The 26,654-nt window shown below is 58.2% G+C and carries 31 protein-coding genes and 4 pseudogenes; 31 read left to right on the forward strand and 4 right to left on the reverse strand.

Features of this window, described 5'->3' with window-relative positions; genetic code table 11:
* Nucleotides 1-272 precede the first annotated feature (272 nt).
* From AC1RQF_RS30965 to AC1RQF_RS31010, 10 genes and pseudogenes are all read left to right on the forward strand, one after another.
* Nucleotides 273-944, forward strand: a complete 672-nt coding sequence (locus AC1RQF_RS30965) for a hypothetical protein (protein WP_492873872.1) — start codon at nucleotides 273-275, stop codon at nucleotides 942-944.
* 182 nt (nucleotides 945-1,126) lie between these two features.
* On the forward strand, nucleotides 1,127-1,954 hold the full coding sequence (locus tag AC1RQF_RS30970; RefSeq protein WP_492873873.1) for a hypothetical protein: 828 nt from the start codon (nucleotides 1,127-1,129) through the stop codon (nucleotides 1,952-1,954).
* A gap of 231 nt (nucleotides 1,955-2,185) precedes the next feature.
* The gene (locus AC1RQF_RS30975; protein ID WP_273996579.1) at nucleotides 2,186-3,145 is read left to right on the forward strand and encodes an SAM-dependent methyltransferase; all 960 of its coding nucleotides are present in this window, start codon (nucleotides 2,186-2,188) and stop codon (nucleotides 3,143-3,145) included.
* A gap of 85 nt (nucleotides 3,146-3,230) precedes the next feature.
* Complete coding sequence (locus AC1RQF_RS30980; RefSeq protein ID WP_273996578.1) at nucleotides 3,231-4,337, forward strand: terpene synthase family protein; 1,107 nt, start codon at nucleotides 3,231-3,233, stop codon at nucleotides 4,335-4,337.
* 254 nt (nucleotides 4,338-4,591) lie between these two features.
* Nucleotides 4,592-6,033: pseudogene (locus AC1RQF_RS30985) on the forward strand (ISKra4 family transposase).
* A 181-nt stretch (nucleotides 6,034-6,214) separates the two neighbouring features.
* Nucleotides 6,215-6,604 carry a tyrosine-type recombinase/integrase gene (locus tag AC1RQF_RS30990; protein WP_492873917.1) on the forward strand — a complete coding sequence of 130 codons (390 nt, stop codon included), beginning with the start codon at nucleotides 6,215-6,217 and terminating at the stop codon, nucleotides 6,602-6,604.
* 56 nt (nucleotides 6,605-6,660) lie between these two features.
* On the forward strand, nucleotides 6,661-6,960 hold the full coding sequence (locus AC1RQF_RS30995) for a hypothetical protein (RefSeq protein WP_492873876.1): 300 nt from the start codon (nucleotides 6,661-6,663) through the stop codon (nucleotides 6,958-6,960).
* 516 nt (nucleotides 6,961-7,476) lie between these two features.
* Entirely contained in the window at nucleotides 7,477-7,962 is a 486-nt protein-coding gene (locus tag AC1RQF_RS31000; RefSeq protein WP_492873878.1) for a hypothetical protein, read from the forward strand.
* Between the two features lie 68 nt (nucleotides 7,963-8,030).
* Nucleotides 8,031-8,639 (forward strand): tyrosine-type recombinase/integrase, encoded by a 609-nt coding sequence (locus AC1RQF_RS31005; RefSeq protein ID WP_492873879.1) that lies wholly within the window; start codon nucleotides 8,031-8,033, stop codon nucleotides 8,637-8,639.
* Nucleotides 8,640-8,683: 44 nt separating this feature from the next.
* Entirely contained in the window at nucleotides 8,684-9,727 is a 1,044-nt protein-coding gene (locus AC1RQF_RS31010) for a Swt1 family HEPN domain-containing protein (RefSeq protein WP_492873919.1), read from the forward strand.
* Here AC1RQF_RS31010 and AC1RQF_RS31015 read toward each other — a convergent pair.
* Nucleotides 9,727-9,993, reverse strand: a pseudogene (locus tag AC1RQF_RS31015) (transposase); the annotation flags it as partial. The gene AC1RQF_RS31010 and the pseudogene AC1RQF_RS31015 sit on opposite strands and share 1 nt — an antisense overlap.
* 403 nt (nucleotides 9,994-10,396) lie before the next feature.
* Between AC1RQF_RS31015 and glnH the strand changes: the two are divergent.
* From glnH to AC1RQF_RS31045, 6 genes are all read left to right on the forward strand, one after another.
* On the forward strand, nucleotides 10,397-11,143 hold the full coding sequence (gene glnH / locus AC1RQF_RS31020) for a glutamine ABC transporter substrate-binding protein GlnH (RefSeq protein ID WP_492873880.1): 747 nt from the start codon (nucleotides 10,397-10,399) through the stop codon (nucleotides 11,141-11,143).
* A gap of 56 nt (nucleotides 11,144-11,199) precedes the next feature.
* A complete protein-coding gene (gene glnP / locus AC1RQF_RS31025; RefSeq protein WP_492873881.1) occupies nucleotides 11,200-11,856 on the forward strand; it encodes a glutamine ABC transporter permease GlnP in 657 nt (218 codons plus the stop codon).
* Nucleotides 11,853-12,581 carry a glutamine ABC transporter ATP-binding protein GlnQ gene (glnQ, locus tag AC1RQF_RS31030; protein WP_492873882.1) on the forward strand — a complete coding sequence of 243 codons (729 nt, stop codon included), beginning with the start codon at nucleotides 11,853-11,855 and terminating at the stop codon, nucleotides 12,579-12,581. Before glnP ends, glnQ begins: the two co-directional genes overlap by 4 nt.
* Before the next feature lie 149 nt (nucleotides 12,582-12,730).
* Nucleotides 12,731-14,011, forward strand: coding sequence for an amidase (locus AC1RQF_RS31035; protein WP_492873884.1), 1,281 nt, complete (start codon nucleotides 12,731-12,733; stop codon nucleotides 14,009-14,011).
* Nucleotides 14,012-14,231: 220 nt separating this feature from the next.
* Nucleotides 14,232-15,473, forward strand: a complete 1,242-nt coding sequence (locus tag AC1RQF_RS31040; RefSeq protein ID WP_492873886.1) for an aminotransferase class I/II-fold pyridoxal phosphate-dependent enzyme — start codon at nucleotides 14,232-14,234, stop codon at nucleotides 15,471-15,473.
* On the forward strand, nucleotides 15,470-15,856 hold the full coding sequence (locus tag AC1RQF_RS31045; protein WP_492873888.1) for a RidA family protein: 387 nt from the start codon (nucleotides 15,470-15,472) through the stop codon (nucleotides 15,854-15,856). The genes AC1RQF_RS31040 and AC1RQF_RS31045 overlap by 4 nt, the downstream gene beginning before the upstream one ends.
* A 170-nt stretch (nucleotides 15,857-16,026) precedes the next feature.
* Here AC1RQF_RS31045 and AC1RQF_RS31050 read toward each other — a convergent pair whose 3' ends face one another.
* The 3 genes and pseudogenes from AC1RQF_RS31050 to AC1RQF_RS31060 form a co-directional block, all read right to left on the reverse strand.
* A complete protein-coding gene (locus AC1RQF_RS31050; RefSeq protein ID WP_492873890.1) occupies nucleotides 16,027-16,905 on the reverse strand; it encodes a LysR family transcriptional regulator in 879 nt (292 codons plus the stop codon).
* A gap of 117 nt (nucleotides 16,906-17,022) precedes the next feature.
* Nucleotides 17,023-17,127, reverse strand: a pseudogene (locus AC1RQF_RS31055) (integrase core domain-containing protein); the annotation flags it as partial.
* 13 nt (nucleotides 17,128-17,140) lie between these two features.
* Nucleotides 17,141-17,287 (reverse strand): annotated as a pseudogene (locus AC1RQF_RS31060) (DUF1016 N-terminal domain-containing protein); the annotation flags it as partial.
* 390 nt (nucleotides 17,288-17,677) lie between these two features.
* Here AC1RQF_RS31060 and AC1RQF_RS31065 point away from each other — a divergent pair.
* The 15 genes from AC1RQF_RS31065 (at nucleotide 17,678) to AC1RQF_RS31135 (ending at nucleotide 26,078) form a co-directional block, all read left to right on the forward strand.
* Nucleotides 17,678-18,025 (forward strand): hypothetical protein, encoded by a 348-nt coding sequence (locus AC1RQF_RS31065; RefSeq protein WP_492873892.1) that lies wholly within the window; start codon nucleotides 17,678-17,680, stop codon nucleotides 18,023-18,025.
* 33 nt (nucleotides 18,026-18,058) lie between these two features.
* The gene (locus tag AC1RQF_RS31070; protein WP_492873893.1) at nucleotides 18,059-18,322 is read left to right on the forward strand and encodes a hypothetical protein; all 264 of its coding nucleotides are present in this window, start codon (nucleotides 18,059-18,061) and stop codon (nucleotides 18,320-18,322) included.
* Between the two features lie 20 nt (nucleotides 18,323-18,342).
* Entirely contained in the window at nucleotides 18,343-18,540 is a 198-nt protein-coding gene (locus AC1RQF_RS31075) for a hypothetical protein (protein ID WP_492873894.1), read from the forward strand.
* A gap of 86 nt (nucleotides 18,541-18,626) precedes the next feature.
* A complete protein-coding gene (locus tag AC1RQF_RS31080; RefSeq protein WP_492873896.1) occupies nucleotides 18,627-18,857 on the forward strand; it encodes a hypothetical protein in 231 nt (76 codons plus the stop codon).
* An 80-nt stretch (nucleotides 18,858-18,937) separates the two neighbouring features.
* On the forward strand, nucleotides 18,938-19,270 hold the full coding sequence (locus AC1RQF_RS31085; protein WP_492873898.1) for a hypothetical protein: 333 nt from the start codon (nucleotides 18,938-18,940) through the stop codon (nucleotides 19,268-19,270).
* An 896-nt stretch (nucleotides 19,271-20,166) separates the two neighbouring features.
* On the forward strand, nucleotides 20,167-20,718 hold the full coding sequence (locus AC1RQF_RS31090; protein WP_492873900.1) for a hypothetical protein: 552 nt from the start codon (nucleotides 20,167-20,169) through the stop codon (nucleotides 20,716-20,718).
* A gap of 258 nt (nucleotides 20,719-20,976) precedes the next feature.
* Nucleotides 20,977-21,387 (forward strand): hypothetical protein, encoded by a 411-nt coding sequence (locus tag AC1RQF_RS31095; RefSeq protein WP_492873902.1) that lies wholly within the window; start codon nucleotides 20,977-20,979, stop codon nucleotides 21,385-21,387.
* Nucleotides 21,388-21,478: 91 nt separating this feature from the next.
* Entirely contained in the window at nucleotides 21,479-21,784 is a 306-nt protein-coding gene (locus AC1RQF_RS31100; protein ID WP_492873904.1) for a hypothetical protein, read from the forward strand.
* Nucleotides 21,785-22,640: 856 nt separating this feature from the next.
* Nucleotides 22,641-22,940 (forward strand): hypothetical protein, encoded by a 300-nt coding sequence (locus AC1RQF_RS31105; protein ID WP_492873906.1) that lies wholly within the window; start codon nucleotides 22,641-22,643, stop codon nucleotides 22,938-22,940.
* A 76-nt stretch (nucleotides 22,941-23,016) separates the two neighbouring features.
* Nucleotides 23,017-23,187: a hypothetical protein gene (locus AC1RQF_RS31110; protein ID WP_492873908.1), complete on the forward strand. Its 171-nt coding sequence runs from the start codon at nucleotides 23,017-23,019 to the stop codon at nucleotides 23,185-23,187.
* A gap of 15 nt (nucleotides 23,188-23,202) precedes the next feature.
* Nucleotides 23,203-23,598 carry a hypothetical protein gene (locus AC1RQF_RS31115; RefSeq protein ID WP_492873909.1) on the forward strand — a complete coding sequence of 132 codons (396 nt, stop codon included), beginning with the start codon at nucleotides 23,203-23,205 and terminating at the stop codon, nucleotides 23,596-23,598.
* A 173-nt stretch (nucleotides 23,599-23,771) separates the two neighbouring features.
* Nucleotides 23,772-24,092 (forward strand): H-NS histone family protein, encoded by a 321-nt coding sequence (locus AC1RQF_RS31120; RefSeq protein ID WP_492873911.1) that lies wholly within the window; start codon nucleotides 23,772-23,774, stop codon nucleotides 24,090-24,092.
* A 26-nt stretch (nucleotides 24,093-24,118) separates the two neighbouring features.
* Nucleotides 24,119-24,871 (forward strand): hypothetical protein, encoded by a 753-nt coding sequence (locus tag AC1RQF_RS31125; RefSeq protein WP_492873913.1) that lies wholly within the window; start codon nucleotides 24,119-24,121, stop codon nucleotides 24,869-24,871.
* A 213-nt stretch (nucleotides 24,872-25,084) separates the two neighbouring features.
* Nucleotides 25,085-25,663: a DUF4231 domain-containing protein gene (locus AC1RQF_RS31130; protein ID WP_492873915.1), complete on the forward strand. Its 579-nt coding sequence runs from the start codon at nucleotides 25,085-25,087 to the stop codon at nucleotides 25,661-25,663.
* Nucleotides 25,664-25,754: 91 nt separating this feature from the next.
* Complete coding sequence (locus tag AC1RQF_RS31135; RefSeq protein ID WP_492873916.1) at nucleotides 25,755-26,078, forward strand: hypothetical protein; 324 nt, start codon at nucleotides 25,755-25,757, stop codon at nucleotides 26,076-26,078.
* The last annotated feature ends 576 nt before the right edge of the window (nucleotides 26,079-26,654 follow it).

Consider the following 26,654-nt stretch of genomic DNA (forward strand, 5'->3'; position numbering starts at 1 on the left):
CTGGTCCGGGAAACCCAAGCGGATCAAAACGCCGGAAAACTCGCTCTAGATCTGGTCCGGGAAACCCAAGCGGATCAAACCCAAGCGGATCACGGATCACCACACACCGTCCCAAACATTGGCCAACTTGCAGTTTGCATAGCGCTTCCTAGTATCCTAATCAGCGTGCACGTGACGAAGAAGTGAATTGCTTCCTGCGGCCACCGCACTGAGACGACGCAAGGCCTGGCTACGGGGATGGGAGTCGCACGACTCATCTGCAGGAGACCATCATGCGTGCCCCACGCTTCAGCGCCGCGACAGTCGCGGCCGCGGTATGTCTTTCCGTGCCATGGGCCACCTTCGCCCAAGTTGCTTCAAGCGCCACTCCCCCTCCCGCTCACCGATACGTCGTCAGTTTCGGCAACATGACAGTGTGGAACGGTGTTGCGCATGGCAAGGACACGGACTATCTGTCCTACACCGTGCTGGGACCAGGTGGGCAGAAGTTTGTTCAGGCAGCAGGGCCAATTGAGGTCGGAAAGCACGACGTCTACATCTGGAAAATCGGTTCCAAGCCGATTGCTGTGCCGGACGATTCGGGGGCAATGCTTTCGGTGTCTTGGGCGGCAGTAAATTCGGGACATAAAAAAAGGGACGACGTGCTCAAGGGGCTGATGAATGTATCCGGAGATATCGGCATACATATCGACGACCCGATCATTCAGATCCCGGCAGCGCTAATTAAGGCTGGCGCAAAGCTCATCTCGCAAAACTGCGACGCGCCCTTGTTCGGTGGCGGATTAACGTTGGACGGCGCGTCGCTGGCTGGCAATTTGAATGGGAAAGATGGATGGCACAGCGAGGGACCCGCCCGATGGCACAAGGTGTTCGACTATCCCAACATCAAATCGGATTGCGACACTGGGCACTATAACCTCGAAATTCACATTCAGCGTTTGTAGGCCGGTGCAGCTGCGTCCCGGCCGAGTATCGCACTGACCAACGGAATGGTTACTGTCAGAGGGATGACCAGACACGAGACGGTGAGCGGCGGATTGGACCGTCGCACTGGGATTCATAGCGATTACTCAGGCAAGTACGGCAACGGAACAGAGCTCTCGCGAGCAAGACGAGGACTAAAAGAATGGACAACCATGACCTGTTAGTGCGGCAACTCTTCGTTACCAACATTTCAGCCTCGATTGCAGGGTTGCCCAGTTTTGAGATATTGACACTTCCCGGCTTTCACCGGCCGGAAGATTTTCGGCAGGCAGTCAGTGAGGTCACGGCTGGTCTGAAAAAGGGGCGACGTGAGCGCATAGCGATTTCGAGCATCGATAAGCGCGACGTCGTCCTCATGCTCGAGCGTGTCCTGCGGTCGTCGATCGACGCAAGAGGGATAGTGCGCTCAAGTAAGCGACCAACAGTCGCATTGCTGGAAAGGCGTCACGGTACGCAGGTGATTCCTGAATATTCGGCTCTCCTCGCCAATACTTCGATCCCCGTGATGCGGTCTCCTCTTAAAGGAGCATCGATAAAGACGCTTGCGAGTGTGGCGGGAGGTATCGGTACGCTTGTAAACATGAAGGATCTGACGGGGCACCAGATATCGTTGTATTTCTGCCTGCTCGGTGGGACCGTGATGATCTTAGCCTTAGCGGAGGTCATTTCGGAGGCACTTAAGGAAGAACTTTCGTATTTCTTCTGGAAGCGGCGGAAAGTCAGAACCTCTCGCAGTGGGGGAGGAACGATAACGAAATCGAAAGCGAAGAAAGCAGCCCCGACGGGAGCGACGAGAAGCGGCACACCTAAGACCGGTCGGGCAAAACCGCCTGCAGCCAAAAAGGCCAAAGCAAGGACAACTGCAGCTAAGAGATCACCTCCATCGGCACCGGCCGCTGCCACGCAAACTCCACCGTTACCGCCAGCGAAGCGTAGCGCCAGTTCAGCCCCCCCTCGCTTGCGCACCTAGGATAGCGCCGCTCGTTGGCCTGACCAATGAAAATTCGCTGTGACCAACTGTCCACCGAAGGCCGCCGCGACACGCGACTGGCTCGCGATGGCGTTCGTCGGCGCAGCACACGCGGGCAGCCGCCAGGCCCTTCACCTGGAAGAACTGCAAAGCCTCATCAGTGACGACGCAACGGGCAGGTTTACGTTTCCCTCCAGAGCGTGAAGCGAATATTCACAAGGATAGACAGCCATGAGCATTCGAGCCCGAGAGTCGGCCATCTCCGATGACACCCGTTTGCCGTATCGAATCATCCGGGGTTCCAGTGTCGATACCTATGAGGAAAAGGTCGTTTATACCTACAAGGACAGCCCCGAAGATTGGCGCAAGGCCATCGGCGACTACCTCCTGTTCCAGTTCGGGGTCTATGACGATCCACGCTCCACTCCTCCGATCAGCCTCGACGAGTCAGGGATTCGTTACTTCGAGCGTCAACTGAAACTGGCCGGCCTAGAAGAGCCCGATCGACCGCCGATCAAGCGCATTCTTGATATCGGCTGTGGCTGGGGCTACATCCTTAAGTTCCTAGCTGAACGTTTTCCGGAATGTCGGCACCTGGACGGGGTGAATGTCAGTCAGAGCCAGTTGGAGTACTGCGCGAAATTTCACGCCGGGCAGGGGCTGTCGGAGCGTGTCAATCTCTACCTGTGCAATGCCAAGGACATCGAGTTGTTGCCCGATGCGCACAAGCCTTATGACCTGGTGATCATTCGCGGGGTGATCTCCCACTTCCCCAATGAGCTGTACGAAACTTCCATGCGCGCCCTCGCCAGCAGGATTCGCCCGGGCGGTAGCGTGATCATCTCGGACAACCTCTACAACATCCCTCTGCAGGCTTACACCTCCGACACCCCTGACGAGGTCGACCGTCTGGCCTGCGGGCACCGAAAGACCCCCGCATACTTTCGCGAAGTCCTCGAACTGAGTGGCTTCTCCGTTCGTGACATGCGGGTCCTGCCCGCCAATATTGATGTCGCCCGCTGGCTGATGGATTCCAGGGCCAATATTGAAAACAGCGAACTGTTCCCCTATGGCGTAACGGGCGCACTAGAGGAACTGAGGGTGCTGGCAGAGAACTGGTCGGTAGCCCTGCTCAAGAACGAGGTCTCAACTTATAGCGTAATAGCCACCAAACCGCTAGAAACTGAATAGCTTGACTGCCCGGCAGATTACGGAAATTTCATGCAATGCAATTTTGTCCGGTATCCCCAATGTTAACTAGTTCGAGGTGCAATTCATGAAATCAGAAAACCACGCATCAAATATCAATAGAGAAATTCCAAATCTGCCTGCTCTATTCTGGCCATTTCCCGTCCATCAATCCCCTTATATAGAGTTGCTTGAGGAAGGTGCAATAAATTTTCTGGACAGGTTTAAACTGTACCCAGATATAAAGTCGCGCGAGTGGTTGGTTCAGGGACGGATCAGTGGCGGTCTAACAGGACTGTTGTACCCAGCAGGGCCTTTCGAGCTACAACAGATCGCCGCGGATTTTTCAGCATTGGTTTTTGCATGCGATGACTATTACTGCGATGAAGGGCCCACTCGAGACAACCCTGGGCTATTAGTGGCGGCACTTGTAAAAATCGTAAGAGCAATTGAATCTCCAGAATATATTATCGATAGCAGCAACTGTTACGCACTTGCATTTCGGGATTTGAGGATACGTATGGACAAGCTTGCCCCACCAGAGCAGGTGGCTTTGTGGGCTGATGTTGTCAAGGGCTGGTTTTTGGCTGAAGTCTTCAAGGTGCATAATGTACAAAGTAAAATCATGCCAGACTTGAATGACGCCGCGCTGTTAAGATTACTCTGTGGCGGAGGAAGAGCCTATGTTGCTCTTGCGACAATAGTGCGACAGATAAAAATATCTCCACGCACCTGGGAAGACCGAAGACTACGTGCCATGGCAGAAATGGCCGATATGGTGTTGAACTGGGGGAGTGAGATCTACTCTTACTATAAAGAGGCGCACCGTTCACCCGGCCATGACCACAACATGGTTGATGTGGTAGCGCATCATTATGGATACACCGGCACGGAGATAATAAATGGTTACGTTCGGATCTATGAGCTACTTGCAAACAGATTTATAGAATTAAGGCGGGCGATATTGACGTCAACTGATGATCCAGTTATTCGCGAGTTCGTTGACTCACTTGTTGACTATGTCGGAGGAGGATTGGTCTGGAGTCAGCTCACCAGGCGCTATCTTTATGTTGATGTCGGCCCTGGTCAGCAGGTTACATTTACATGCGAGGGTCTTACCGACATACCACGCTCCATTTCTAGCGAAGCCCCGCCTATTCCTTGTATTGCCTGGTGGTGGGAGGTTAGTAAATAACTATCGGTGAAAGATCGTCTGGTGGTCAAACGATCGGTACCGGCGCCCCTGACAGGCCGGGAAGGCGCCCGTCCCACTGCGCAGAATGCTCGGGTCAAAGGGCGGGGCGAAGCGAGAAGTTGGCCCGTCGCCAGATGTGGCCGCTGCTGGCCAGGCGACCAGCACCAACTGTTGAGGGAAGCCGTTAAAAAGCCTGGGAAGTGATCGCACAACGAGGTATGGTTTTCCTTCCTGTCTATGAGACGGAGGGAGCCATGCGATGCACGGTCACTCTGGAGTTCGACGATGGCGATGGGACTGAGACCCGGCGCGTAGAAGTAATCCGACTTCACCGGACAACCAGTGATCCGACATTCGGAGACGTCGGGCTGTCCCTCGCTGAAGGGAAGTCGCTGATCAATAGTATCCAGCAGGAATTTGTTGTCGAGCAAATCACATGCTTCTGCACTTCGCGCAGGGCATGTCGGGCGTGTGGTGTACCTCGCCGCCTCCACGATAGCCACAGCTCTGAACTGAAGACCACGCTCGGGAAGGTATTCTACTGCCGAGACCGATGGAAGGCTTGCGATTGCGGCGCGGACGCTTCCAGGTATGTTTCGCCGCTCAAGCACTACTTTACGGATGTGACTACCGGTGAGCTACGATGGCTGCATGCGGAACTCGGTGCATCAATGCCATATCGGCAGGCCAGGCAGATCATGAATCTGCTGTTACCGATGTCCGGTCGTGACAGTCACGTAACGATCCGCAATCACACGATGAATGTCGGCAAATGCATACAGCACGCCCGACCCGCGCATCGATGGGGCGACGAGACGAAGCCGGATGCCGAACTCGGCATTGACGTTGGCTATGTTCGTCGCGCCCGAAGCAACGGCCAAGGCGCGAGCAAGGGCAATCGGACGACAACGGGGAAGGAATCTTCGTCACTGGCAGTGTGGTCGCGGCTTTGGGGCGGACAGGTAGGCAACCGAGAGTTTGGGCATCCGCGATGCCGCGCAGCAGGCATTTGCAGGAGGAAATGACTGAATTCCTGAGAGACAGTGGCTACGATGATTCGAACGATGTCTGCGTACTGACCGATGGAGCACTCGACCTGACAGGCGTTTCAGCTGATCTTCCGTTCAATACCGAGTGGGTGCTCGACTGGGCTCATATCGGTCGAATGTTGCGATACGCCGACCAGGCAGTCGCGCCCCTGGCGTACGCGCAGCTCACTGTGAACGGATCAGCATTCGAACTGTGGGATCTGTTTGTTCGCTTCCGCAACCTAGTCTGGACTGGGGATGCGGCAGGTTGGCAAGGGCTCGCGAAAAAACTCCACCGACTCCTTGACCTGCGCGAGAAGCGCGATCCGGATTCGAGCTGCCAGGTCAGACAGGCGCGCCGCAAACTCCTGGACGTGGTCACATATCTACAAGCTAATCGCGATTCGCTGATCGACTACCGCACACGGCAACGCGCTGGCCGATGAATCTCGACCGGCTTCGTCGAATCCTCAATCAACCGAATCATCGGTCGCCGGATGTGCAAGGGCCAGCACATGCGCTGGAGTCGCGCGGGAGCACACAACATAGTACAGGTGCGTGTGGCCCCCCTGAATCAGGAACCCCTCGATCTCTCCAAGCACCAGTTTCCATGGATTGGCGAGCGGCGCGTATCGTGGCCATGGCAAAGCACTTCCCGGGCTTTTTAACGGCTTCCCTCAACACCAGTCGGCCGCTGGTCCGGCCGCTCGTCGCTGCGCGCCTGGACGGCGAGGAGATCCGCACGCTCGGCGAACTCGTCGCGTTCGTGACGCGCTGCGCGCGCACTGGTCCGATCGCAAGCAGGATCTCGACGCGGCGGCCGCGACCGAGCGGCCCGGCTTGCCGCTGGTGGCGCCGCTGGTCGTCCCGCCGACGCCGCGGGCCCGGGAGAAATTCGGCGAACCCGCCGACCCTGGCGGAGAGACCGCGGGTACGGCAACGGGCGGCTACTCGGTGCGTGGTGCGCGCGGGCTCACGCAGTGGGCGATCGCGCAGCTGCTCGAGGTGATGCCGGATCTGACTGAACCGGAGCGACGCAAGCTGGCCGGCACGTCGCCGCACGCATTCCGGCACACGGTGGGCACGCAGATGCTGGCCGCCGGCGTGGCGCTCGAAGTCGTGCAGCGCACGCTCGGCCACGCGTCGCTGGGCACGACCTCGATCTACATCTCGCCGGAGGAAGCGAGACTCCGGCGCGAGGCCGCCAAGTATCACGCGCGGCTCAACCGCCAAACGTGACAGCCGTCAAATGACGAGCGGGGTAAAGTTGGGAAATCGATCATTCGGGGAACGTGATGGCCATAGCCAGCAGCTTGAATAAACGGCGGTTAGTTCGTCTCTTCGTCGATTGGACGGATGCGTGGAACAAGGAGATGCATGATGCGATCGATGCGAAGGTCCAGGCGGAATTCCGCTCGAGTTTCCCGAATGGAATCGACGGCGTCGACCTCGAGAAGGCCGACCAGATGCTGAAACGCATGCGCGAGTTTTACTATGCGCGCATGTCGAACACCGCGAACCTGTTGGTCGCGGTCACGGCGGTTGTTGTGTCGTTGGTTGCTCTGCTGGTGTCCGCCCTGGCGTTCTTTCACTAGAATCGATAGCCTCGGGTAGTCAGTCGGTCGCGCGGGCGGCCGTCCGGCTTCGTGCGCACGCCGACGCGCGAACAGGTCACCGCGCTAGCGGTGCCGTCCGACGGCACCGACCGCCCTCGACCGGGCCATCCACGCCATGATGGTCGCGATCGCATTGATCGCGGAGCAGCTGCGTTGCGTCTCGGAATCCGAGGCTTGGGCGGACGTGGAGGGCGCACGCTGGACCTGGTAGGTTTGAGTCGGAAAACGCGAAAAGGAGGAAACACTCCCCGCATAGCGATCGTTTCGCCGTAGTTCGATGAAGAATTGTCTGGTGTAATCGAAGCACTCAACGACATCGACAGGGAGCGATCAATGAATCGTACACGGGACACCTTTGTGGCGGCGGCCATCTTCGGAGCGCTGGTCGTGCTGGGAATAATGTTTCGAACAGGATGCCCAGTGTGGCTGAAGGCGGCTCTAGTTGGATAACACGGAAAACGCCGGCGCAGCCGACGATGGATAAGGGCAAAAACGATGATGCAGCACCCGGTTGGCTCCGAGCACCTTGAAGCAATCGGCGACATTACGGTGCCTTTCACGATGCTCGAAGCTGTATTGCAGTCCTTGGTACACACATTGTTGGGCGGCAAGGTATCGACGGGCCAAGCGGTAACCGTCGAGCTGTCCTTTAAAAATCTCCGAGTGCTCGCTGCGAGTCTCTGGGTCGACCGCTTTGGCAAGTGCGAGGAAACTGTCGAGTTCGTTAAGTTGATGGCACGGATTCGCAATGTCGAGGAGCAACGAAACCAGGTAACGCATTCCGTTTGGGCGGGAAACGACGACGGACAGATTGTGAGAGTAAAGACGACGGCGAAGGAAGGACGGGGGGGCGAAATGAAGCACTTTCCGATGTCGGCTGCCGACCTCAATAAAATTGCCGCGGAGATCAAGCGGCTAGCAACGGACGTGCAGCGCACGCGCCTTTCGCTTCGGGACCAACCGTCGCATCGACGTCCATGAGAGAACACGAACTGTAGGAAAACGCCGGCCCGCCGGCATCCTGGAACTGGCGCGTCGCACGAGTGCTGATGGGCGACGCCGGATTGCGCATCGAGGAGGCGGTGACAGTCAGCTGCGGTGGCCTGAAGTGGTGGCCTGCCGAGGACGAGACGCCAGCGACCTGGATCCTGCGTGTGATCGGCAAGGGCAACAAGGAACGCTTCGTGCCGGTCACCGAGGACACGGTCGAGGCGCTACGCGAACACTGGCGGGATCGCGCACTGGACCTCGACGCCGGCGACGCCGACCAGCCCCTCGTCGCGCCGACGGTCGTGCCGCCGACGCCAGCCGGCCGCGACAAGTTCGGTGTGGAGAATGGAGAAGTCACCCGGGTGGCCGGCTACACGTCGCGCGGCGCAAGTCGCGTCGTGATTCGCGCACTCGGCCGGCTTATCGAGCAGCTGCCCGAGCTGGTCGAGTCGTCGCGGCGGCAGCTGGCACAGACCTCGCCACACGCGTTCCGCCACACGTTCGGCACGCAAGCCGCGGCGGCCGGGATGGCGCTTGAGGTCTCCTGCAGCAGGCGCTGGGCCGCGTCATTGCAGACCACCACGATCTACGTGAACGCGGAACAGCAATGCATGCGGCAGGAAACAGCGAAATACCACGCGCGGCTGGCGGACCATCGCGGCGAGTAAGGTGCGGTAGATTCGGCATTGGGGACCAACCTATCGGAGGCATTATGGCGTTCGACGTGGAGGGAGGCTGGCAACACCTGCCGGTCAAGGTTCAACAAGCCTTGATCGCGAGCTGGGAGACCGGCAACATGCCGGCCGCGGCATCGGCGCTGTATAGCCGTTGGTGGCAACTGGAAACCTGGCTGCGCTCGCTGGTCTACGTGGAGTTGCGCAGCGCCAAGGGCGCGGCGTGGGCGGACGCATTGTCATCAAACGCTGTGAGTCGGCAGCGGCAGGACGAGGCGTACCATCACATGCCGTCGCCCGACGCCCTGGATGAGCTGGCGTATCTGGATGCGGCGCCGTTGCTGGAGCTGACGATCGCGCATTGGCAGCAGTTCGCCCCGTTCTTGCCGCGGAGAGAGATCTGGGCGGGCCGAATCGTCGAGCTCAAGGCGATCCGCAACCGTATCGGTCACTGCCGCCGACCGCATGTCGATGATCTCGACCGCCTGGAGCAGACGCTGCGGGACCTAGAGAGCGGAGCCCTTCGTGCCGCCTCGTCGTTCAATGACAAGTCGTTGGTCGACCCAACCTGGGCCGATGTGCTGGTCCATGACTGGGTCAGAGAGAACCACGCCGACGCGAATGTGATCCCGCATGCCCGGGCGCAATACACCACGGACTTCTGGCTCAAGTACTCCAAACGGCCGTGGGCTACGCCCGTCGCGCCTGAGGATGTTCAATTGGGTCTCCGCGAGGGCTACGTGTGGCACGCGTGTTGGTATTTCCAAGGAGGGTGGTTCTTCGATTTGTCGGAGTTCTGGGAGGACATCAGAGACTACAGGGACCTCATTTTGCTCGTGTGCGCGGACAGCTCATCGAGCCTTGAGGTGTCGTTTTCGGCGCTGGAGGACCCGAAGCAGGTCAGCGAGGCGATCAGCCGTTGCTTCCACGCCGCGCTCGAGAATAAGCGCATGGTCCATTCCGACCCGGATCCGCGCGAGTGGACGCGACGTTTCGCGAATGTGGATCCGCGAGTACACACGGAATCGCCGTGGGCGTGCATGCATCCAGCATATCGAGATGCCACGATATTTGGCGCGTGAATCTGATGAATTACTTCGTACGTTCGATGCCTTCCGACATCAAGAGCGCGGTAGCCATTTTTTAAAATGGCCTTCTCACGCTCGAGGCGTTCGATACGCGCCTCGAGTTCCTGAATACGCTGTTGATCCGGCGTGATTGCCTTGCCCTGCGGCATGACGCCCTGGTGTTCCATTTGGAGCTGGTGCACCCAGCGACGCAGTACCGTCTCGCCGACGCCGACCGAGCGGCTCGCCTCCACATGGCTATAGCCCTGGTCGAGCACCAGGCTCGCGGCTTGCCGTTTGAACTCTGCGGAAAACGTACGTCGTTGCCAGTCGTCGGCATGTTGATGCTCGCCAACGACGGCATAATTTCGACAGCAAACATTATCTATCGTTTGAAGATTGAAATTACATATTTTTCTACATTCATAACGTGCGCACAATGCCGCATGGTCTCGTGCATGTGACGGATACATCTCACGTGCCGGGACCTGTTGTGCACAACCTCGCGCCCCCGTTGTCAGGCGCTAGCCCTCGCAAATTCGGTCGCGCAATGGTTCGCACAACGTCAGGCGGCATCACGAAAATTGTCAGGGCAGGTCACGTCGCGTAGCGAAGGTCGATGAATACGCGAACGCGCGTGGCAGGCCCGTAGAAAGAGAAGGACAACCTGCAGGAGACACCGTCATGAAACTATTGAAATCCGTCGCGATCGCGTTGGTCTGCGCCAGCGCGATCGCCATCACGACCAGTCACGCGAGCGAACTTGTCGTCGCGGTAGATGCGGCAAACGTTCCGTTCGAATTCAAAAAGGGCGATAAATACGTCGGGTTTGACATTGATATCTGGGATGCAATCGCAAAAGAGCTCGGTGCGACGTACAAAATACAGCCGATGGACTTCAACGGAATTATCCCTGCACTCCAGACAAGGCAGATTGATGTCGGACTGGCGAGCATCACGATCAAGGAAGAGAGAAAGAAAGTCCTGGACTTTTCGGCACCCTACTACGACAGTGGCTTCACGCTGATGGTGCCCGTCAACAGTGCCATCACCGGTCACGACGGACTCACAGGAAAAACCCTTGCAGTGAAAACCGGGACTGCAGCGGTGGACTATGCAAAGGCGAACTTCCGGAACACCGATCTTCGTCTTTTCCCTAACAGCGACAACGCCTATCTCGAGGTAGTTACCGGACGCGCAGATGCGGCCATGCACGATACGCCGAGCGTTCTCTACTACATCAAGGTGAATGGCCAGAAAAAGGTAAAGGCCGTCGGTCCGCAGATGATGGCCCAGCAGTACGGAATTGCGTTTCCCAAAGGGAGTGCGCTGAAAGACAAGGTTGATGTGGCACTCGCCAGAATCAGAACGAACGGTACATATACCGTCATTTATCAAAAATGGTTCGGCGCCGAACCGGTCAATCATTGATTTTCAACGATAGCGCGCGATGATCCAGTCATCGCGCCGCAGAGGGAGATGCTCCAGTGCAATTTGATTGGTCAGTTATATGGCAAGCGCTGCCCGAGTTGCTGAAAGGTGCGCGCCTGACCATCCTCATCGCGCTTTCCGGTCTTGCCGGCGGTGTCGTGATTGGTTTGCTGGTCGGCCTGATACGCTCATATGGCAACAAAATTTCCAATGCGATGGCCTTTGTCTTTGTTGAGGTGATCCGCGGTACACCCATCATCGTCCAGGTCATGTTCATCTATTTCGCTCTGCCGTTACTGGTAAACATCCGGGTCGAACCGGTTAGCGCAGCCGTGGTCTCCATCACCATTAACGCCAGCGCTTATATTGCGGAAATCGTCCGGGGTTCATTTTTGTCGATCCACCGCGGATTGAAAGAGGCCGGCATGGCTTTGGGGCTACCGTTCTGGAAAGTGCTTGTCTATATCACGGGCCCGCTTGCCTTTCGGCGCATGATGCCGGCGTTGGGCAATCAATTCATTGTGAGCCTGAAGGATACGTCGCTCTTCATCGTGGTTGGCGTGGGTGAACTGACGCGGCAGGGCCAGGAAATCATGGCGACGAACTTTCGCGCCGTGGAAATCTGGTCCGCCGTCGCCGCGATCTATCTGATCATGATCGGCGTGCTGACCTTTCTTCTCAGAACCACGGAAAAATGGATGAGGACCGTATGAGCATCGTATCTTTCAACAAGGTAACCAAGCGGTTCGGGCCCCACACAGTCCTGAACGAAGTTGACCTGTCGATTGAGGCCGGTGAAAAGGTCGTCCTCATTGGACCGTCCGGGTCGGGCAAGTCAACACTCCTGCGCTGCATTAACGCACTTGAGCAGATCAATGGCGGAGACCTTGTCGTCGACGGACTCAGTGTTCTGGGTGGAGAACGCCAGGTCCGCGCAATACGTCAGGAAGCGGGCATGGTGTTCCAGCAGTTCAATCTTTTCCCCCAGATGACCGCACTTCAGAATGTTGCATTCGGACCTCGACGTATTCGCGGAACACCCCGGCGCGGGGCGGAGCAGCAGGCTCGAGAACTCCTTGCCAAGGTCGGTCTGGGCGAACGGGCTGGCCATTACCCCAGTGAACTGTCGGGCGGTCAGCAGCAGCGCGTTGCAATTGCCCGTGCACTGGCCGTGAAGCCGAAGCTGATGCTGTTCGACGAACCGACATCGGCGCTGGATCCGGAACTTCGTCATGAAGTCCTTCAGGTCATGCAGGGGCTCGCCGAAGAGGGCATGACAATGATCGTCGTCACGCATGAGATGGCCTTTGCCCGCAAGGTTGGTACCCGACTGATCTTTATGGAACACGGGAAGATCACCGTCGACGGGCCGCCCGCAGAATTGCTGGAGAAGCCGGAGAACCCGCGACTGCGGGAATTTCTTCAACACGTGCATTGAGAAATGCTCACACGCAACGGGTTTCCGGACCGTGGCGGGCAGATGGCGCTGCAGGCGTTTGCACAAAGGTGTGGCTCACGCATGAAGCCATCGCGCAGAGGTTGGCGATTCGACGGGTTCGCGAGAACTTAACCAAAAAGGATGATTCCATGACTGACTTCGGCGGCCTTGACGCCACCGGCATCGCTGAGCGAGTTCGATCGGGCTCGGCAAACGCTGGGAACGTGGCTGAACATTTCATCGGCGAAGTCTTGCGACGGGAGCAGGAGATCCGTGCGTTCACTTCGTTTGACCCCGAGATCGTTCGTTTGCAGGCCTCACCGTCGGACGCGGTGTGCGAAGGCCCACTGTCTGGCGTCCTGGTCGGAGTGAAGGACATTTTCGACACGGCCAGTCATCCTACAGAGTATTTTTCGCCGATCTACCGGGGTCACCGACCGACGCGAGATGCACACGTTGTCTCGCTGTTACGCCAGGCTGGTGCAAATATCGTCGGGAAGACGCACACGACGGAATTTGCCTATATGCACAGCGGTCCAACCCGCAATCCACACGATCTCGCGAGAACGCCCGGCAGCTCCAGCGCCGGCTCCGCTGCCGGTTTGGCGGCCGGGTTCTTTCCGATCGCGTTGGGAACACAGACAGCGGGGTCCCTAATTAAACCGGCCTCCTACTGCGGGCTCTATGCCCTCAAGCCGTCCTATGGACTTGTGTCGCTCGAGGGCGTCAAGCCACTAGCACCCAGCTTCGACACCGTTGGCTGGTACGGCCGGTCAGTACGGGATCTCGAGCTGGTTGCCAAGGTGTTGGTGCCGGGTCTCCCCGCAGTGGTAGCGGCGCACTCGCCGCTACATCTGGCATTCTGCCGGACGTCGCGATGGGACCGGGCCGATGTTGCTGTTCAGACCGCCGTTGAACACGCAATCCAGACGCTGATCCGCGCGGGGCACGTGGTAACCGAGCTCGTATTGCCGAAGGAGTTTTCTGACGTCTTTGACGATCAGCAGTTGATCAACGATTGCGAAGGCGCACGTTCCCTCTGGAAGGAATACCGCGAGCAGAAATCGAACCTCAGTGCGGAGACCCTCGCGATGTTCGAATCTGCTGCATCCGTCACCTGGGACGCGGAATCCGCTGCAAAGGCGCGGCTGGGCGGGCTGTCGATACTGCTCGCCGACAAACTTACGCCATTTGACGCCGTCGTGGGCCTGAGCTGTGGCTGTGTTGCGCCGGTCGGTCTCGAGCGTACTGGTCCATCAGATTTCATAAAACTCTGGACGGCGTTCGGGTTGCCGCAGGTGAACCTTCCCCTTCCACGCCGGACGGGCGAGCTTCCGGTTGGCCTGCAGGTTGTTGGAAAATTTCGCGAGGATCATGCACTTCTCAGTGCGGCACAGATCATCGATGCGAGCCTGTCAGTAAACGTCTGATCGACATCTTTGCAATGCAGTCATTGTTCAATGACACGACTTTAATATTAGTTATGCTACATGTTTTATGCGCGGAATACTGCGTGTTGTTCGACAGGTTTCTTACCCACGGTGACTTTCGCTTATCACCTCGGCTATCTGGGAGTCCGATGATCCCTGCCGCGGTGAGCAATACCCAACGTTCGTTTCGACCGAATGTTTCTTAACAGGAGCGTACTTTATGACAAAGAACACCTTTACAGAACCCGAGCGCATCCGCCAACTTCGGATTCCCGGGCGGCCGGGTGCTGCTGACGGAAGTGTCAGACATGCGGATCTGAACCTGCTTGCCCTTGCCGCCGAAGGGTTTCTCGACACGACCCATTTTGATACGGTCCGGTTTCCACCTCCGTCGTGGGCTGGCCAAACCTTTGACCAGGCATCAAAAGATGGCACTCTTGCCTATACGGGCTATCGCGGTCACCCGGGCGTGCTGAACTCAGTCGCCGAAGCGGTCAGTGAATTCCTCGGTTTTCCCGTTGATGCGAAGCAAAACCTGGCGTTCACGCCGGGCACGCAGGCCGGCCTGTTTGCTTCTCTTTCCTCGTTGATCGAAAACGGCGACCGGGTTGCCCTCACGGACCCTGACTACCTTTTCAGTGAGCGTATCCTGCGTTTCCTGGGTGCTGAAATCGGAAACGTCCCGCTTGTGCTGACACCTGGTGATCCACATCCCGACTTCGATGCGCTCGAAACTGAATTTGCCGAAAAGGGGACACGTTATTTTGTGTTCTCGCATCCGAACAACCCGACTGGCGCGGTGTTTTCTCGGGCAGTGCTGACCAGAATCGCTGACTTGGCGCAACGGTTTGACGTCACAGTGGTTGTCGACGAACTGTATGCGCGTCTTGTCTATCCAGGCGTCGAATTTACTCACCTGGCCGCGCTGCCCGGGATGCAGGAGCGGACGGTCACGCTGCTCGGACCCAGCAAGACCGAATCGCTGAGTGGCTATCGACTGGGGGTGGTGGTCGCTCCGCCCATGATCGCGGAGCGAATCGAAAACGTGCTATCGATTACCTCCTTGCGGGCGCCAGCTTATGCCCAGCACCTTCTGGTGCCCTGGCTGCGGGAAGACAGGGCGTGGCTCGCCGAACGGATCGTAGACTTATCGGCATTGCGCGAAGCCACGATCCGAAGTCTGCGACGCCTGCCGTGGCTCAGGCTTGAGCCTCAGCAAGGCACGGCGTATGTGTGGGTGAATGTCGAGGCGCTGGGACTATCCGGCCCTGCTGTTGCCCAGAAGCTGCTGACCGATGCCGGTGTTCTGGTGAGTCCCGGGTATCAATTCGGGCCGTCGAGCGAGGGGTTCTTTCGCCTCTGCTACGCTCGCGACGAGGCTCAGTGGACCGCGGCTCTGGATCGAATCGTTAGCGTCCTGCATGAGCTTGCGATTTCGCAGGGCCTCGAGGGGGCGGGATGAAGCGTGATGCCATCAGGTCGAGCGAGGCACCTGCTCCCGCTGGAAGCTATAGTCAGGCAGTTCGGGCGCAAGGCCATTTTGTCTTTCTTTCAGGGCAAACTCCTCGGACGTTAGAGGGAGAACGGCCATCCGGAGCTCCGTTTGCAGAGCAGGCGAGGCTTGCACTGGACAATCTGAACGCCGTCGCACAGGCTGGCGGGCTAACCCTGCGCGACGCAGTCAAGGTGAATGTCTATCTGCGCGACGCTGCTCATGCCGCGGAGTTCGATCGCATCTATCGCACCTATGTGGATGAGCCGCTACCGGCACGTACTCTCACGATATCGGCCTTTACCGGATTCGATATCGAGGTGGATGCGATTCTGTTCGATGGCGGACGGTAGTCATCGCGGACGCCACAGGGCATTGGCCATATCATGGCCCGATCAGAAGGGCCCTGAGAGCGCTCGCGCCAGAGCGACTTTCCCACTTCCCCTCGCAAGGATAGAGTCGCTTGGTAATTCTTCTGCCCGCAGGGCTAGATGGTCCGCCAAGTTCTCTGCTAGGAAATGTATTAGCCGGGATGCTCCTCCGTGCAGGCGCGCAAAAAGGTCCGAACAAAGGCGATCCGGGGACTCGCCTGATTCCACAGGACACCTACCTCGCGCCTTTCCGTGAATCCGTCAAGCGGAACCTTCTGCAGGTCAAGTCGCTCGAGCCATGGAGGAGCCCAGTCTGGAACCACGGCGACGCCGAGCGCACGATTAACCAGCGCTGCGATGGCGTCCAGGGCGTCCATCTCGAACCGCTCCCGTACTTTCAGCTGCTTCGACCTCAAATAGCGATCAACGATTCGACCGCCCCAGTGGTTGCGGTCATAACGGATGAACGGCTCGCGTTCGATCACCGCGTCCGCCTCATCGATCGTCATGGCCGCCGGTGCAATCAGGATCAGGGGTTCTTCGCGAAGGGTGTGCCAGCCACACGACTTTGGCGTTGCAAATTCTGGCCGCACCAGGATAGCGGCGTCCAGTTCGCCCGAGACAACGAGCGGGTAAAGCTCCACGGACGAGCCGGGGCGCACAAACAGTTCGATCCTCGGATAACGACTGGTGAGGTTGGCAATCACATTGGGAAGCACGCCGGTCAAGGCGCTGGCGGTGGCGCCTAACCGCAATTCCCCTGCACCAGCCAGAAGATCGTCGGCTGCGATCGACCGCAGGTCGCGAGCGTCACGCACCAACAGGCGCGCCCGCGGCAGAATGGCTAGTCCCGAGGGGGTTGGTTTTACGGTCCGTCCGGTTCGTAATACCAGTGAACACCCGATTTCCTGCTCAAGCGCCTTGATCCGCTGCGCCACGGCTGCCGGCGTCAGGTTAAGTCTGTGGGCCGCTTCTGCAATCGAACCTAGCTCGGCGACAATTACAAAGCTCTCCAAAAATCGTGTGTCCATGACGAGAAACCGCCCTTTCTTGACCCTGCCTCGTTTTCACATACAGCAACTTGACCTGCTGCGGCATTTTGTCGCCAATCAGGCAGTGCGTCTCGCGTCGATATTATCGGAATCCAGCTAGGCTCGACGGACCGTGGCGAGAGGTTGATAGCGATGTGCGCTCTGGGGCCGGCGCTCGCTGTAGAACTACCGCCATTGTTCGGTGAGCATCTTGGCCGTAGCCGGCGCACTCACCGCGCAACACGTGGTCCCGAATGCGGCGACCCACCTGCCAATAGAGCAGCGTCAGTTCCGCATTGACGGCGGCCACCGCGCGGGCGCGCGCCGTGTCGATCATGTGGCGAATGTCGCTCAGCAGGAACGCGGCGATCAGTTCGGTCATCTTTTCGGAGATCGGGGAAATCGGTCGCCGGCACGCGGCGCCGGTTTCGTTCAAGGACTACCGGTTTCCGCCGGACATTATCTACTACGACGCTTGGTTGTACTACCGTTTTCCGTTGAGCCTGCGCATGGTTGAGGAGATGCTGGCCGCACGGGGCGTCGAACTCGCCTACGAAACGGTGCGGAGCTGAGCAGCGAAGTTCGGTCTGTCGATTGCGAAGCGAATTGAGCTGGAGCGATGAACACACGACCGAGATACCAGCGACCGGTCAGCGGACTGACGCCGTATCGGGAAAGACGAATCGGACGAGCTATACGCTGAACCGTCTACCAGATCTGGGCCCAGGCCCAAGTCAACCAGACGGTTGGTACGAATCCGCTCGGCTATGTGTTGGCCACCCAGTACGACGGCCTATCCCGGCAGATTCAACTGCTCAACAACGGCGGTTTCCAGACGCTTACGGCCGCGAGATCGTACTTCAGCGTGATACGGAAGGCCACGCTTCCTGGAACGAAGGTCGCGGACCCTAACCGGTCGGATATTCTGGATGTCTACCGGCGCTACTGTGCTGCGACGAACTACCCTGCGATAGATGCTGTAGAGGTGACGACAGAACTCGACAATCAGCAACGTCCTTCCGGTGGTTACAACACGACTAAGGCGTTTGCTGTCGTAACAGCGACCGGAGAGACAACAGTCTTTAGCATCGACAGAGCGTTGGCTGCGATCGCCACGTAGCTTGCGGTCGGGCAAATCGAATAGGAAAACGGCATGAAAATTGAATTGATGGATTCGAGCAAAAGGCTCGCGGAGCAACCTCAACAACAATGGCTCAACAGCAGCGCGCCAGGCTCACACACAGCGTTGTTTGCTGGCAATGACATGTCTTTGCAGCATGAGCGCGATGGCCGCTTTCGCCTTTACTACCTTGGTTACGCCGCGCACGACTTCGCGAGCGCCGAGGCTGCGAAGAAAGCCGCACCGGAGTTTGCCCGTCGAGTTTTGGTGCGACTGAGCGACATGATTGCGGACTGATCGGAAAACGGAAAAGCGCGATGGAACGTATTGCGGTGGCGGCTACCTACGAGGTGGTGCAATCCGGCGAACGCGTCACCGGTAGTGTCGCATTCGTGGCTCGCGTAACGGACCCATCCAAAGGACTCGATCTGGTTACGCGCGCTCAACGTGCAGTAGCGCGTCGTCTGCGGGTGCGGCTGTCTGACGTAAAAATCCTCGGCGTCATGTCGAGCTGACGCAAGGGAAAACGTGTATCCGGCACGCGTCCACTAGGAAAAGACCGGCTTGGCCGGCATTGACACCCACGGAGAGGATGCAAAAAATGTCGCTTTGGCTGCAAATCAGTTCCGCTGTCTTCGGCCTCATTGCTGCAGCACTCTGGTTTTGGTCTGCGAAAGCTAAAGCTCCCCCTGCGGTGTTAGACGGCGGGGTGAGAATGCAGAAATTTCTCGATGACGCTGCTCGCCGCAACATGTGGGCGGCAGGCGCCACCGGTATCTCGGTCCTGTTCTCTGTCGCAATCACCGTGCTCTCTAACATGTGCAAGCACTGACCAAACCCAACCTTTGACCACGGAAAACATTGGCGCCGAGCGCCCGGAAACGGCCCGAAGCCGGAGATGAGACGTCGAACATGGAAGACAGCAAAATTTCGTTTGTCAGCAGTCCGGGGCTGATATTGGACCGCATTCTCACCCTCTCGGCTGACCAAGGGCGTGAGGCCGCCATGGCGGCCCTGACCAAAGTAGTGCGTGAAGACGTCGAGACGAAAAACCGAGAACCTGGCAGATCTCCCGTGACGCTTCTTTGGTACGTAGTTGGGGTTCGCATCAGCGGAGACCCGACGTTCCATGTGCAGCCGTCGTTTGTTGACGAGCTGTCTCTCAGTGCGCACGGGCAGCAGCTCTACCGCGTTCACCTGGCGGCTATCGATGCTTTCCGAGAACGCACCGGCAGCGCCTCATAAGTCGGAAAACATTGATCGTGCGTGCAAGCGTAGACGTGGATTTGAACCGAGCCCACCTACTGATCGCTACTCGGACTTGGCGATGGGGACGGCTTTGGTGTCGGTCGTTGTTCTTGCTGCTCAAGTTGCTGCATTTGTCGCGCAGCGTTTTCGTTCATGGTGCCAGTATCGTGTTGCCGCTTAGCCGCATCCGCAGCTTGCTGCGTAGTTGTCGTCATTGTGCCTTGGTTGTTCTGAGCTAGGACGAGAGCAGGAAGCGAAACGAGAAGGAGGTACAGTAAAGCTCTTATGGGTTTCATGGAAGGTCTCCAATAGATAGCTTGCACGCTAAATTCAGCGTAGAGCATGAAATGTCGAAATCAAGGCTGAACGCCGGGTTCGCGACGCTATATATCGACTATGCATGCAAATATAGAAAGAATGCGCGTGATCGGAAAGCTGCCATGACGGACAACGAAGGAATGAAGCCAACTGAGCAGCAGAGTCCCTACGTAGGGGTATTCGTTGATGAGCGTTCCACCGTCGGCCGTGTGCCATGGGATCAGGTCAGCGAGGTTCGCGGTGCTGAGGAAATGCCAGTGGACAATGTCGACCCACTGGCCAGGCAACCAACGCTAGCGACGCTTCTCTAGATCTCGAAAAGTGTGCGGTCTTTGCCTACTGTCGAAGAACGAAATGACTGCGAATATGAACGAATAAATTGCGAGCCCGATACCGTGCGACGCATTGCCGTGCACGGGGAGCTTGTTCGGGACGAGCTTGGAAGCCACTGAAGCGCTGCTCGGGCGGGATGAGACATTTGCAGTTTATGCGTTCACTCTGCAACATATTCGCGGAATTTTCGTTCAAACTTGAAAGCTTGTTGTCGCAAGGCAACGCGTGGTCGAGCTGAATGAATGAGCAACAAAGCCGCGCCATGTCTGCATGCGGGCACAAATTGTGCCATTCGCAGGTTATTCGTTCTGTTCGCAGTTATTTCGTTCTTCGACAGCACGACCTCGATCTATTCGGCCGTCGAGCTGGCCAGGCAGTACCGGGAGGCCGAGCTGTTCCTCCGGCAGGCGATGTCGGCCGGCGCACCGCGCGCGGCCGGCGGCTCGACGCCGGCTGAGTGTGACGAACCGGTGCCAGCCGCCGCCACGTCCGCCGATGGATCGGTGCAAACGGCTACCGTGCACGTGACGCTGCGCATTGCGCCGAAGCGGTCGGGCGGCCGCGGCCAGATCCGCGCGCTGGAACGCGTGGAGCTCGAGGTGCTGGGCGGCTTCGTGCGCACACCAACGCGCGAGTACGCCACGGCGTTGCAGGTGCCGTTCGACGGCACCGACGCGCTCGACCGGACTGTCGACGATCTGATGGTCGCCATCGCGCTCATCGCGGAGCAGCAGCGCTGCGTCTCGGAAAGCGAGGCTTCGGCGGACGTTAATGGCGCACGCTGGACCTGGTAGCCCTCGCATGAAATCCGCATCCACACGCCGTCCGAAACATCGTCAAACTTGCAGTTTGCATAGCGCTTCCTAGTATCCAAATCGGCGTGCGCGCGACGAAGGAGATCCAGCGCGCCTGTGTTGAGGCGCGGGCGGCCGACGACCAGGTCAAGCTTGAATGGGATAGCGGTGTTGTATTAGAGACGTCCCAGACTCTCGCGGCGAATGCGATCGCGCAGGCCCGCGACCGCAAGTGGTCAGGTATAGGGGAACCGCGCAATGGCACAAGTTCGGACGCACCCGGCCGGGTACGAGTCGCTCGCAACTGCGATTACTGACGGTCTTGGCGCTGCGCGGCGCACACAGCCCATTAAGCACGTACGTCCAGCAACCGATCCAAAGCCGAACTGTCACGATGCCGTCGACGCTTGGACAGTCACCCACCCAGGCACCCAGCCAGTGCGCGGGTGGCTTGCCATCGAGCAGGAGGATGCCTCGCTGCGCCTGATCGCACATTCGGTCGTGCGCAATCCCGACGGCACGCTGATCGATCCGACCTTCGCTCATGGCGAGCCAGCATACGCATTTGTGCTGCACCCTCACAGGATCGACGGATTCTTTTCGCTACTGTGCAGAGCAGGCGCTCCCTACGAGCTGCTGGTCAACATCACCAACGGAAATGCTAAGTGAAGCGTGGTCAGCCAGATCATAACGATAACGCTGGCCAGGCCAGCACCACGGAAAACGCCGGCCGCGCCGGCACAAGGAAAAGGAGAAATCCATGTCGTACGCTTGGGAAAAATTCCATTTGGCTATCGATTGCCTGGCGGGTGCAGGGTCTCAACGTGAGCGATTGGTTGGGGCTTATGTCTCCAACCTAATCCGCTTGAACGCGGAAGATTTGCCGATCGAAATTCAGGACGAATTCCGTAAGCTTCAACGGGACATCACCCGTCAGGACGCGACCGGTAGCGAAGGGACTGTTCAAGCGACGGTCAACACAATGGACGACGGGGAAGTGGCCAGCATGGTTAAAAACATCCTTAGCATGCATGACACGGTTACGCGACACCAAGGGCCAATGTGAACGGAAAACAGGCAATCATGATCGATCGCGCGGCCGTTGAGCGGATTGCAATATCTTGCCGCCGTGGCCTGAGTGGGTTATACGGCAGGTCTAGTTCGATGTTCGCTGACTTTCCTCGAGGAGCTTGCGGCCCGGCGACTGAGATTGTTGCGCGTTTGCTAAAGGAGCAGCTCGGATATGACGGGATGTATGTATGCGGCGATGGGCACCCGGAACTCTCGGCTGAGCAGACACACGCTTGGTTTGAGGTTGGCAATGTCCTGATTGACGTCACGTACGATCAGTTCGAAGGAACGGGCCTTTCAGGCTGGCTGTTCGCTCGGGACACCGGTTGGCACGCGCAATTCAAGAACATAGAACGCCGACACGGCTTCTGTGTGCCATCCGGCTGGCCACGCTACCCGCACGACGGCTATCGAGCGGCTTTGGAATCGTTGAATGCGGCATGACACCAACCACATATGGCCTAGGAAAACACGTGGACGCTTGCATCCAGATCGGGCCTAACGCACTCTTTGCGACTGTCGTCCTAAGTCCCGCCTGGGGCAGCCAATATCGGCAAACGGACAGTCCCGAAAGTCGGCAGCGAAGCGCAAGCATGGGGTTGCCCGACGATGCGGGAGGCGAGCATCCAACGACCGCTGTTGGCGAGCAAGGCGGCGAACAGATGGCGTTGCTGTAGCGACAACGGGCGAAAATACGCGATAGTGGATAACGGATCGCCAATGCCCGAAATCTTGCCGAATTCCGATCGAGCGGTAGCACTGGTCGCTGCTGATACGGCGATCCGCAATGCCTTAGCTGCAGGGCCCCACTATGGTCGACCGATTTGGCGCTACGCCAATCAGCTGCCACGATGGGAGCCACCTGCGGGAGTGTGCATGACATTGCCGCGGCGTGGGTCGCACGAGGCCTCGGCGGCCGCGTGATCCATGGCTGGATGGCGCATAAGCAATCCTTGAATGGCTGGGAGTTCTGCGCACATTCGCTGGTCGAGCTGGGCGCTCAGTTGCTTGATGTCACCTATGCGTGCGACCGCCATCCATTCGCTGATCCGCGCTTTATTCCGCATCCTGGCGTGAGCCGCGATTTTTTAGCGCTGGTGACCGGTCCCGATGGCGTGCCGATCATCGAAGTGACGCGTCTCCCCGACTGATGCTCAGAGAGCTAACGGAACACTATTTGCGCGCACGCGCACCGCGTACCGGCCGGTAGCCGGAAAGAGTAAAAACATGAGCGAACGAGACCAATTTATTGCGGAGGTGTCGAAGAAGCTTCTCGGTGACGTCATTGGGGGAGCACTGGCGCGTGGAGAAACGCCGCATATCCAAGGGTGTGTTGACATTGCCGTGAAGGCCGCGGCGGCGCTGTTCGATAGACTTTCCGAAGACGGTAATATTTGATCGGAAAAGCGCGCCGTGGAGATCAGTCAAGATGATGCGCTCGACGCAACGCTTCCTGCGTGGCTGAAGTTGATCGGCGTTCAGACGATTTTTTACACGGTTTTTGCCATATGGGGCGGCGGTAGCTTTGGGCTCTTGCTTGAACCTGCGGGAGTACTAGCTGCACTGATCGTCTTGATGCGCACTGCAAATTGGTTCGTAGCTCTTGCGATGCTTGCGTACGCGGTCGGAATGGTCCTCCTGACTATTCTTTGGATGATAACTACAGCTATCCAGTCCGACCACTGGATACTGGAGGTGATGAAAGATATCGAAAATGCTAAGCATCTCGCAGAGTTCGCCTACGTATACGTTTTTGAAGCAGGCTGGAACAATCTGATATATACCCGTGCCACCCGAACCGTAAAGTAGGAAACTCGCTTGGCTCGGTAATGACCCTGCCGTGTTCCTGATCCAGCCCAATCTACTCGCCATCTGAAGTAGCGCGCGCCAGCGGGTACATGCTCAATCTCAATGAGATTCCAGTGAAGCGGCAGGCGGTCGCGCGTAAACTGGATCTCGAAAAACAACCGGAGTGAAAAACCATGGTAGCGAGAAAGCGGACGTTGTCGGATGTGAAGGCGCAGATTGAAGTGCTGGAAGCTGAGGCCGAGGAGTTGCGGGCCGCGGAAATCAAGGAGGTGATTGCTGACGTGCGCGCTAAGGTTGCCGCTTATGGGCTGACCGAGAAGGACGTGTTCGGGCGCCAGCGCACGGGTAGAACACCGAGCGGTCGTAAAGCGACGACGCCGAGCGTGGCGAAGTATCGCGATCCGAAATCGGGTGCTACGTGGTCTGGAAAGGGACGCGCGCCGGCTTGGATTGCAGCAGCGAAGAACCGGACGCGTTTCTTGATCTCCGAGTAAACACTCCTCGACGCCGGAGAAGCGCGATGAAGAGCATCACACCACCTACCCTTAACCTGGCAGATCGGGCCGTCGTGCGAAACGAGCTGATTGGCTCCGACCAGGCGGTGCGTGACGACTTCGTTCGCCACCTCGGCCCGGAACTGGACAAACTGGCCGCCGCGCTCGCCTTGGCATTTAAGGAGGTAGATCCGCTCATCGCCGCTGTAGGCCACTTGGGCACAGAACGCGCCAAGCTGGTGGCCAGCTTCGCTGTCGGCGTGCTGGACGACATCGTGGTCGCCACCAAGCTGCTGCTGGCGGGCAAGCTGTCTGCCGCTGGCAACCTGATGCGCCAGGCGATTGAGGGCGTCGCGATGGCAACGCTGTGCGTGGCGGATCGGCCGTTGACGATCGTAAAGAAGCGGAGCGGGCGGTCCATTGTCGGCCTCTATTGGAAAAAGCTCGACGAGGGCCACCAAGACACTGGCGCGCACCGGGCGCTCGATCAGCTAGCGTGGAACGCGTCAGCGATCGGCGTAGAAGTCGAGGCGGTCGCGCAACTGTGCACGGCGCGGAAGCATTACAACGCCTACAGCCATCCCGGCCCAACCGCGGTGGCCTTTCGGACGCCGTGGAGCGGGGCCGGGCGGCCCCTGATTGGTGGACACTTTGATGCGCAAAAGCTGGACTTCTCTCGCGAGGAAATGACTGTGCGCACTGCGCTCAGCGAATCGCTGCCGACGATTTTCGAGCACCTGCTCGTCAACCTGGTGCCCCCCACACCGGCGCCAGCGTGATAAAGCTCCAACTACCCGATCCATGCCCTCGCTATTGACTATTCGCCGGTGTTTTGCCCGACCCGAGCATTCAAGCAGTGGCCGATTGCTGCCGATATTCGTGGTATCGGCGCGCCCACGCCGAGCGCGCCCGCGCCGAACATAGGAATTGCATTTGGCGCGTGGAAGAACCACCATTTCCATCGGATGTCCCACTTGACAAGGAGCGTGCAAATGCGGTCTGTACCTCGTACCCTTGCAGTGATAGAGAAGCTCCGAAAGAACTGCCATCTATCCAAGCATACGCACTTCGAGGCTGCCAAGAGGGGGCGCAATCTGCATGTGGCGGTCGGAATGCCCGTTGTAATTATCAACGTGCTCGTTGGTTCCCTTTTGTTCGCCTTGATAAAGGCGGATGTGCCAAACATAGGTAAGTGGATTGGTGGTGTACTCGCACTTGCTGCAGCTGTACTCAGTGCCGTGCAAACGTTCTTCAATTTTAAGGAGGGGTACGAGGGACATCGAAGCGTCGCGAATCAATATCTTGCGATTGCTCGCGAATGCGAAAGGCTTATAGCTCTCTTCCTCGACGGGCAAATTGCACTCGACTCCCTGTCGAATCATGTCCAAGACTTGAATGTGAAGTACGCGAAAGTCAACGCGGAGGCGGAGAAGTACATGACTACGGATGCAGACTATGAGAAGGCGAAAGAGATCCGGGCAGCGAAAGATCAGGAGCCGTCGCCTATCGATAGTTGGCAGTACGTGAATGATACGATTCACGAAGACGCCGAAGGGCAGCGCGATACATAGGAAAACAGAAAATCCCATGTCAGCATCCGTAACCAGAAGCTTTAAATTCCAGTCCCGCAGTCCGCTAACCGGCACCTGGCGTACCTACCGCGTGAGCGTGACGTCGCCGCCGACCGGGTACGCCGCGCGGGTGACCGAGCTCGTGGCAGGAGGCGGCGAAGTGCCGGTGATGCTTCCGGACGGTCCTCGCTACGGGCTGTCGCCGTCGAACTTCCATGCGCTGCGCCGGCACTATCGCGGCGAGCTCGTGGGCGAGATCCGGGCCGAGCTGCGCCGGGACGCGGTACAGCCCATCAGCCGTTTGCCGCACGCAGCCAGCCTCGACGCGTATGACTGCTACATCCGCTCCGAGCAAGAGGCGGAAACTTGGCACAGGGCTATCCGGGTGCCCAGTACTATGATCTTTCCGACATGACGGCCTGGGAACCGGTCGCCGTCGTGTCGCGGCGATGACGGTAGCAAGGAAAATTGGCCGGCCTGGCCGGCATCAGGGGAAACGGAATGCCGACACAAATGGCCAGGATTCTCCATGAACATCGGAAGGACGTGTGCCACATCGAGTACGTCAATCCATGTCCTGAGGACTGGATGCCGGCATCAAACCGCTGTCATCAAAACGCCGCAGCTTGGGTTGAGCGATTTCCTTCGTGGCAGGTGGTACCGGGATGGCTTCTCGTAACTGAGCACGACGTCATGGGGACGATGTTCGACGCGCATTCAGTGGTGCGTGACACTGACGGACACCTCTGGGATGTAACTCAGAATGATGTGCACCGCTTTCTCGTTCATCCGGGCGATCATGATGAGTTTGCGAAGCAAGTCGAAGCTGGACCCTGGGTTCGGTTGAGTTACATACCGGGGCTATAACCACAAAAGAAATCGGGAAAATTCGCGGCCGTCCGCGGCATTGGATCGGGGACCTGTCCGGGATTTTGTGGGCGGGGCATATCATGAGAGGTAAAAGTCATGGATATGCCGATGCCGAAAAAAC

This window comes from Burkholderia sp. GW821-FHT14F03, from assembly GCF_058803765.1.

Bases quoted from the DNA above. Each gene is read 5' to 3' on its own strand.
- AC1RQF_RS30965 (WP_492873872.1), top strand. From the start codon at position 273: ATGCGTGCCCCACGCTTCAGCGCCGCGACAGTCGCGGCCGCGGTATGT.
- AC1RQF_RS30970 (WP_492873873.1), top strand. From the start codon at position 1,127: ATGGACAACCATGACCTGTTAGTGCGGCAACTCTTCGTTACCAACATT.
- AC1RQF_RS30975 (WP_273996579.1), top strand. From the start codon at position 2,186: ATGAGCATTCGAGCCCGAGAGTCGGCCATCTCCGATGACACCCGTTTG.
- AC1RQF_RS30980 (WP_273996578.1), top strand. From the start codon at position 3,231: ATGAAATCAGAAAACCACGCATCAAATATCAATAGAGAAATTCCAAAT.
- AC1RQF_RS30995 (WP_492873876.1), top strand. From the start codon at position 6,661: ATGGCCATAGCCAGCAGCTTGAATAAACGGCGGTTAGTTCGTCTCTTC.
- AC1RQF_RS31000 (WP_492873878.1), top strand. From the start codon at position 7,477: ATGATGCAGCACCCGGTTGGCTCCGAGCACCTTGAAGCAATCGGCGAC.
- AC1RQF_RS31005 (WP_492873879.1), top strand. From the start codon at position 8,031: ATGGGCGACGCCGGATTGCGCATCGAGGAGGCGGTGACAGTCAGCTGC.
- AC1RQF_RS31010 (WP_492873919.1), top strand. From the start codon at position 8,684: ATGGCGTTCGACGTGGAGGGAGGCTGGCAACACCTGCCGGTCAAGGTT.
- glnH (WP_492873880.1), top strand. From the start codon at position 10,397: ATGAAACTATTGAAATCCGTCGCGATCGCGTTGGTCTGCGCCAGCGCG.
- glnQ (WP_492873882.1), top strand. From the start codon at position 11,853: ATGAGCATCGTATCTTTCAACAAGGTAACCAAGCGGTTCGGGCCCCAC.
- AC1RQF_RS31035 (WP_492873884.1), top strand. From the start codon at position 12,731: ATGACTGACTTCGGCGGCCTTGACGCCACCGGCATCGCTGAGCGAGTT.
- AC1RQF_RS31040 (WP_492873886.1), top strand. From the start codon at position 14,232: ATGACAAAGAACACCTTTACAGAACCCGAGCGCATCCGCCAACTTCGG.
- AC1RQF_RS31045 (WP_492873888.1), top strand. From the start codon at position 15,470: ATGAAGCGTGATGCCATCAGGTCGAGCGAGGCACCTGCTCCCGCTGGA.
- AC1RQF_RS31050 (WP_492873890.1), bottom strand. From the start codon at position 16,905: ATGGACACACGATTTTTGGAGAGCTTTGTAATTGTCGCCGAGCTAGGT.
- AC1RQF_RS31070 (WP_492873893.1), top strand. From the start codon at position 18,059: ATGAAAATTGAATTGATGGATTCGAGCAAAAGGCTCGCGGAGCAACCT.
- AC1RQF_RS31075 (WP_492873894.1), top strand. From the start codon at position 18,343: ATGGAACGTATTGCGGTGGCGGCTACCTACGAGGTGGTGCAATCCGGC.
- AC1RQF_RS31080 (WP_492873896.1), top strand. From the start codon at position 18,627: ATGTCGCTTTGGCTGCAAATCAGTTCCGCTGTCTTCGGCCTCATTGCT.
- AC1RQF_RS31085 (WP_492873898.1), top strand. From the start codon at position 18,938: ATGGAAGACAGCAAAATTTCGTTTGTCAGCAGTCCGGGGCTGATATTG.
- AC1RQF_RS31090 (WP_492873900.1), top strand. From the start codon at position 20,167: ATGAGCAACAAAGCCGCGCCATGTCTGCATGCGGGCACAAATTGTGCC.
- AC1RQF_RS31095 (WP_492873902.1), top strand. From the start codon at position 20,977: ATGGCACAAGTTCGGACGCACCCGGCCGGGTACGAGTCGCTCGCAACT.
- AC1RQF_RS31100 (WP_492873904.1), top strand. From the start codon at position 21,479: ATGTCGTACGCTTGGGAAAAATTCCATTTGGCTATCGATTGCCTGGCG.
- AC1RQF_RS31105 (WP_492873906.1), top strand. From the start codon at position 22,641: ATGGGAGCCACCTGCGGGAGTGTGCATGACATTGCCGCGGCGTGGGTC.
- AC1RQF_RS31110 (WP_492873908.1), top strand. From the start codon at position 23,017: ATGAGCGAACGAGACCAATTTATTGCGGAGGTGTCGAAGAAGCTTCTC.
- AC1RQF_RS31120 (WP_492873911.1), top strand. From the start codon at position 23,772: ATGGTAGCGAGAAAGCGGACGTTGTCGGATGTGAAGGCGCAGATTGAA.
- AC1RQF_RS31125 (WP_492873913.1), top strand. From the start codon at position 24,119: ATGAAGAGCATCACACCACCTACCCTTAACCTGGCAGATCGGGCCGTC.
- AC1RQF_RS31130 (WP_492873915.1), top strand. From the start codon at position 25,085: ATGCGGTCTGTACCTCGTACCCTTGCAGTGATAGAGAAGCTCCGAAAG.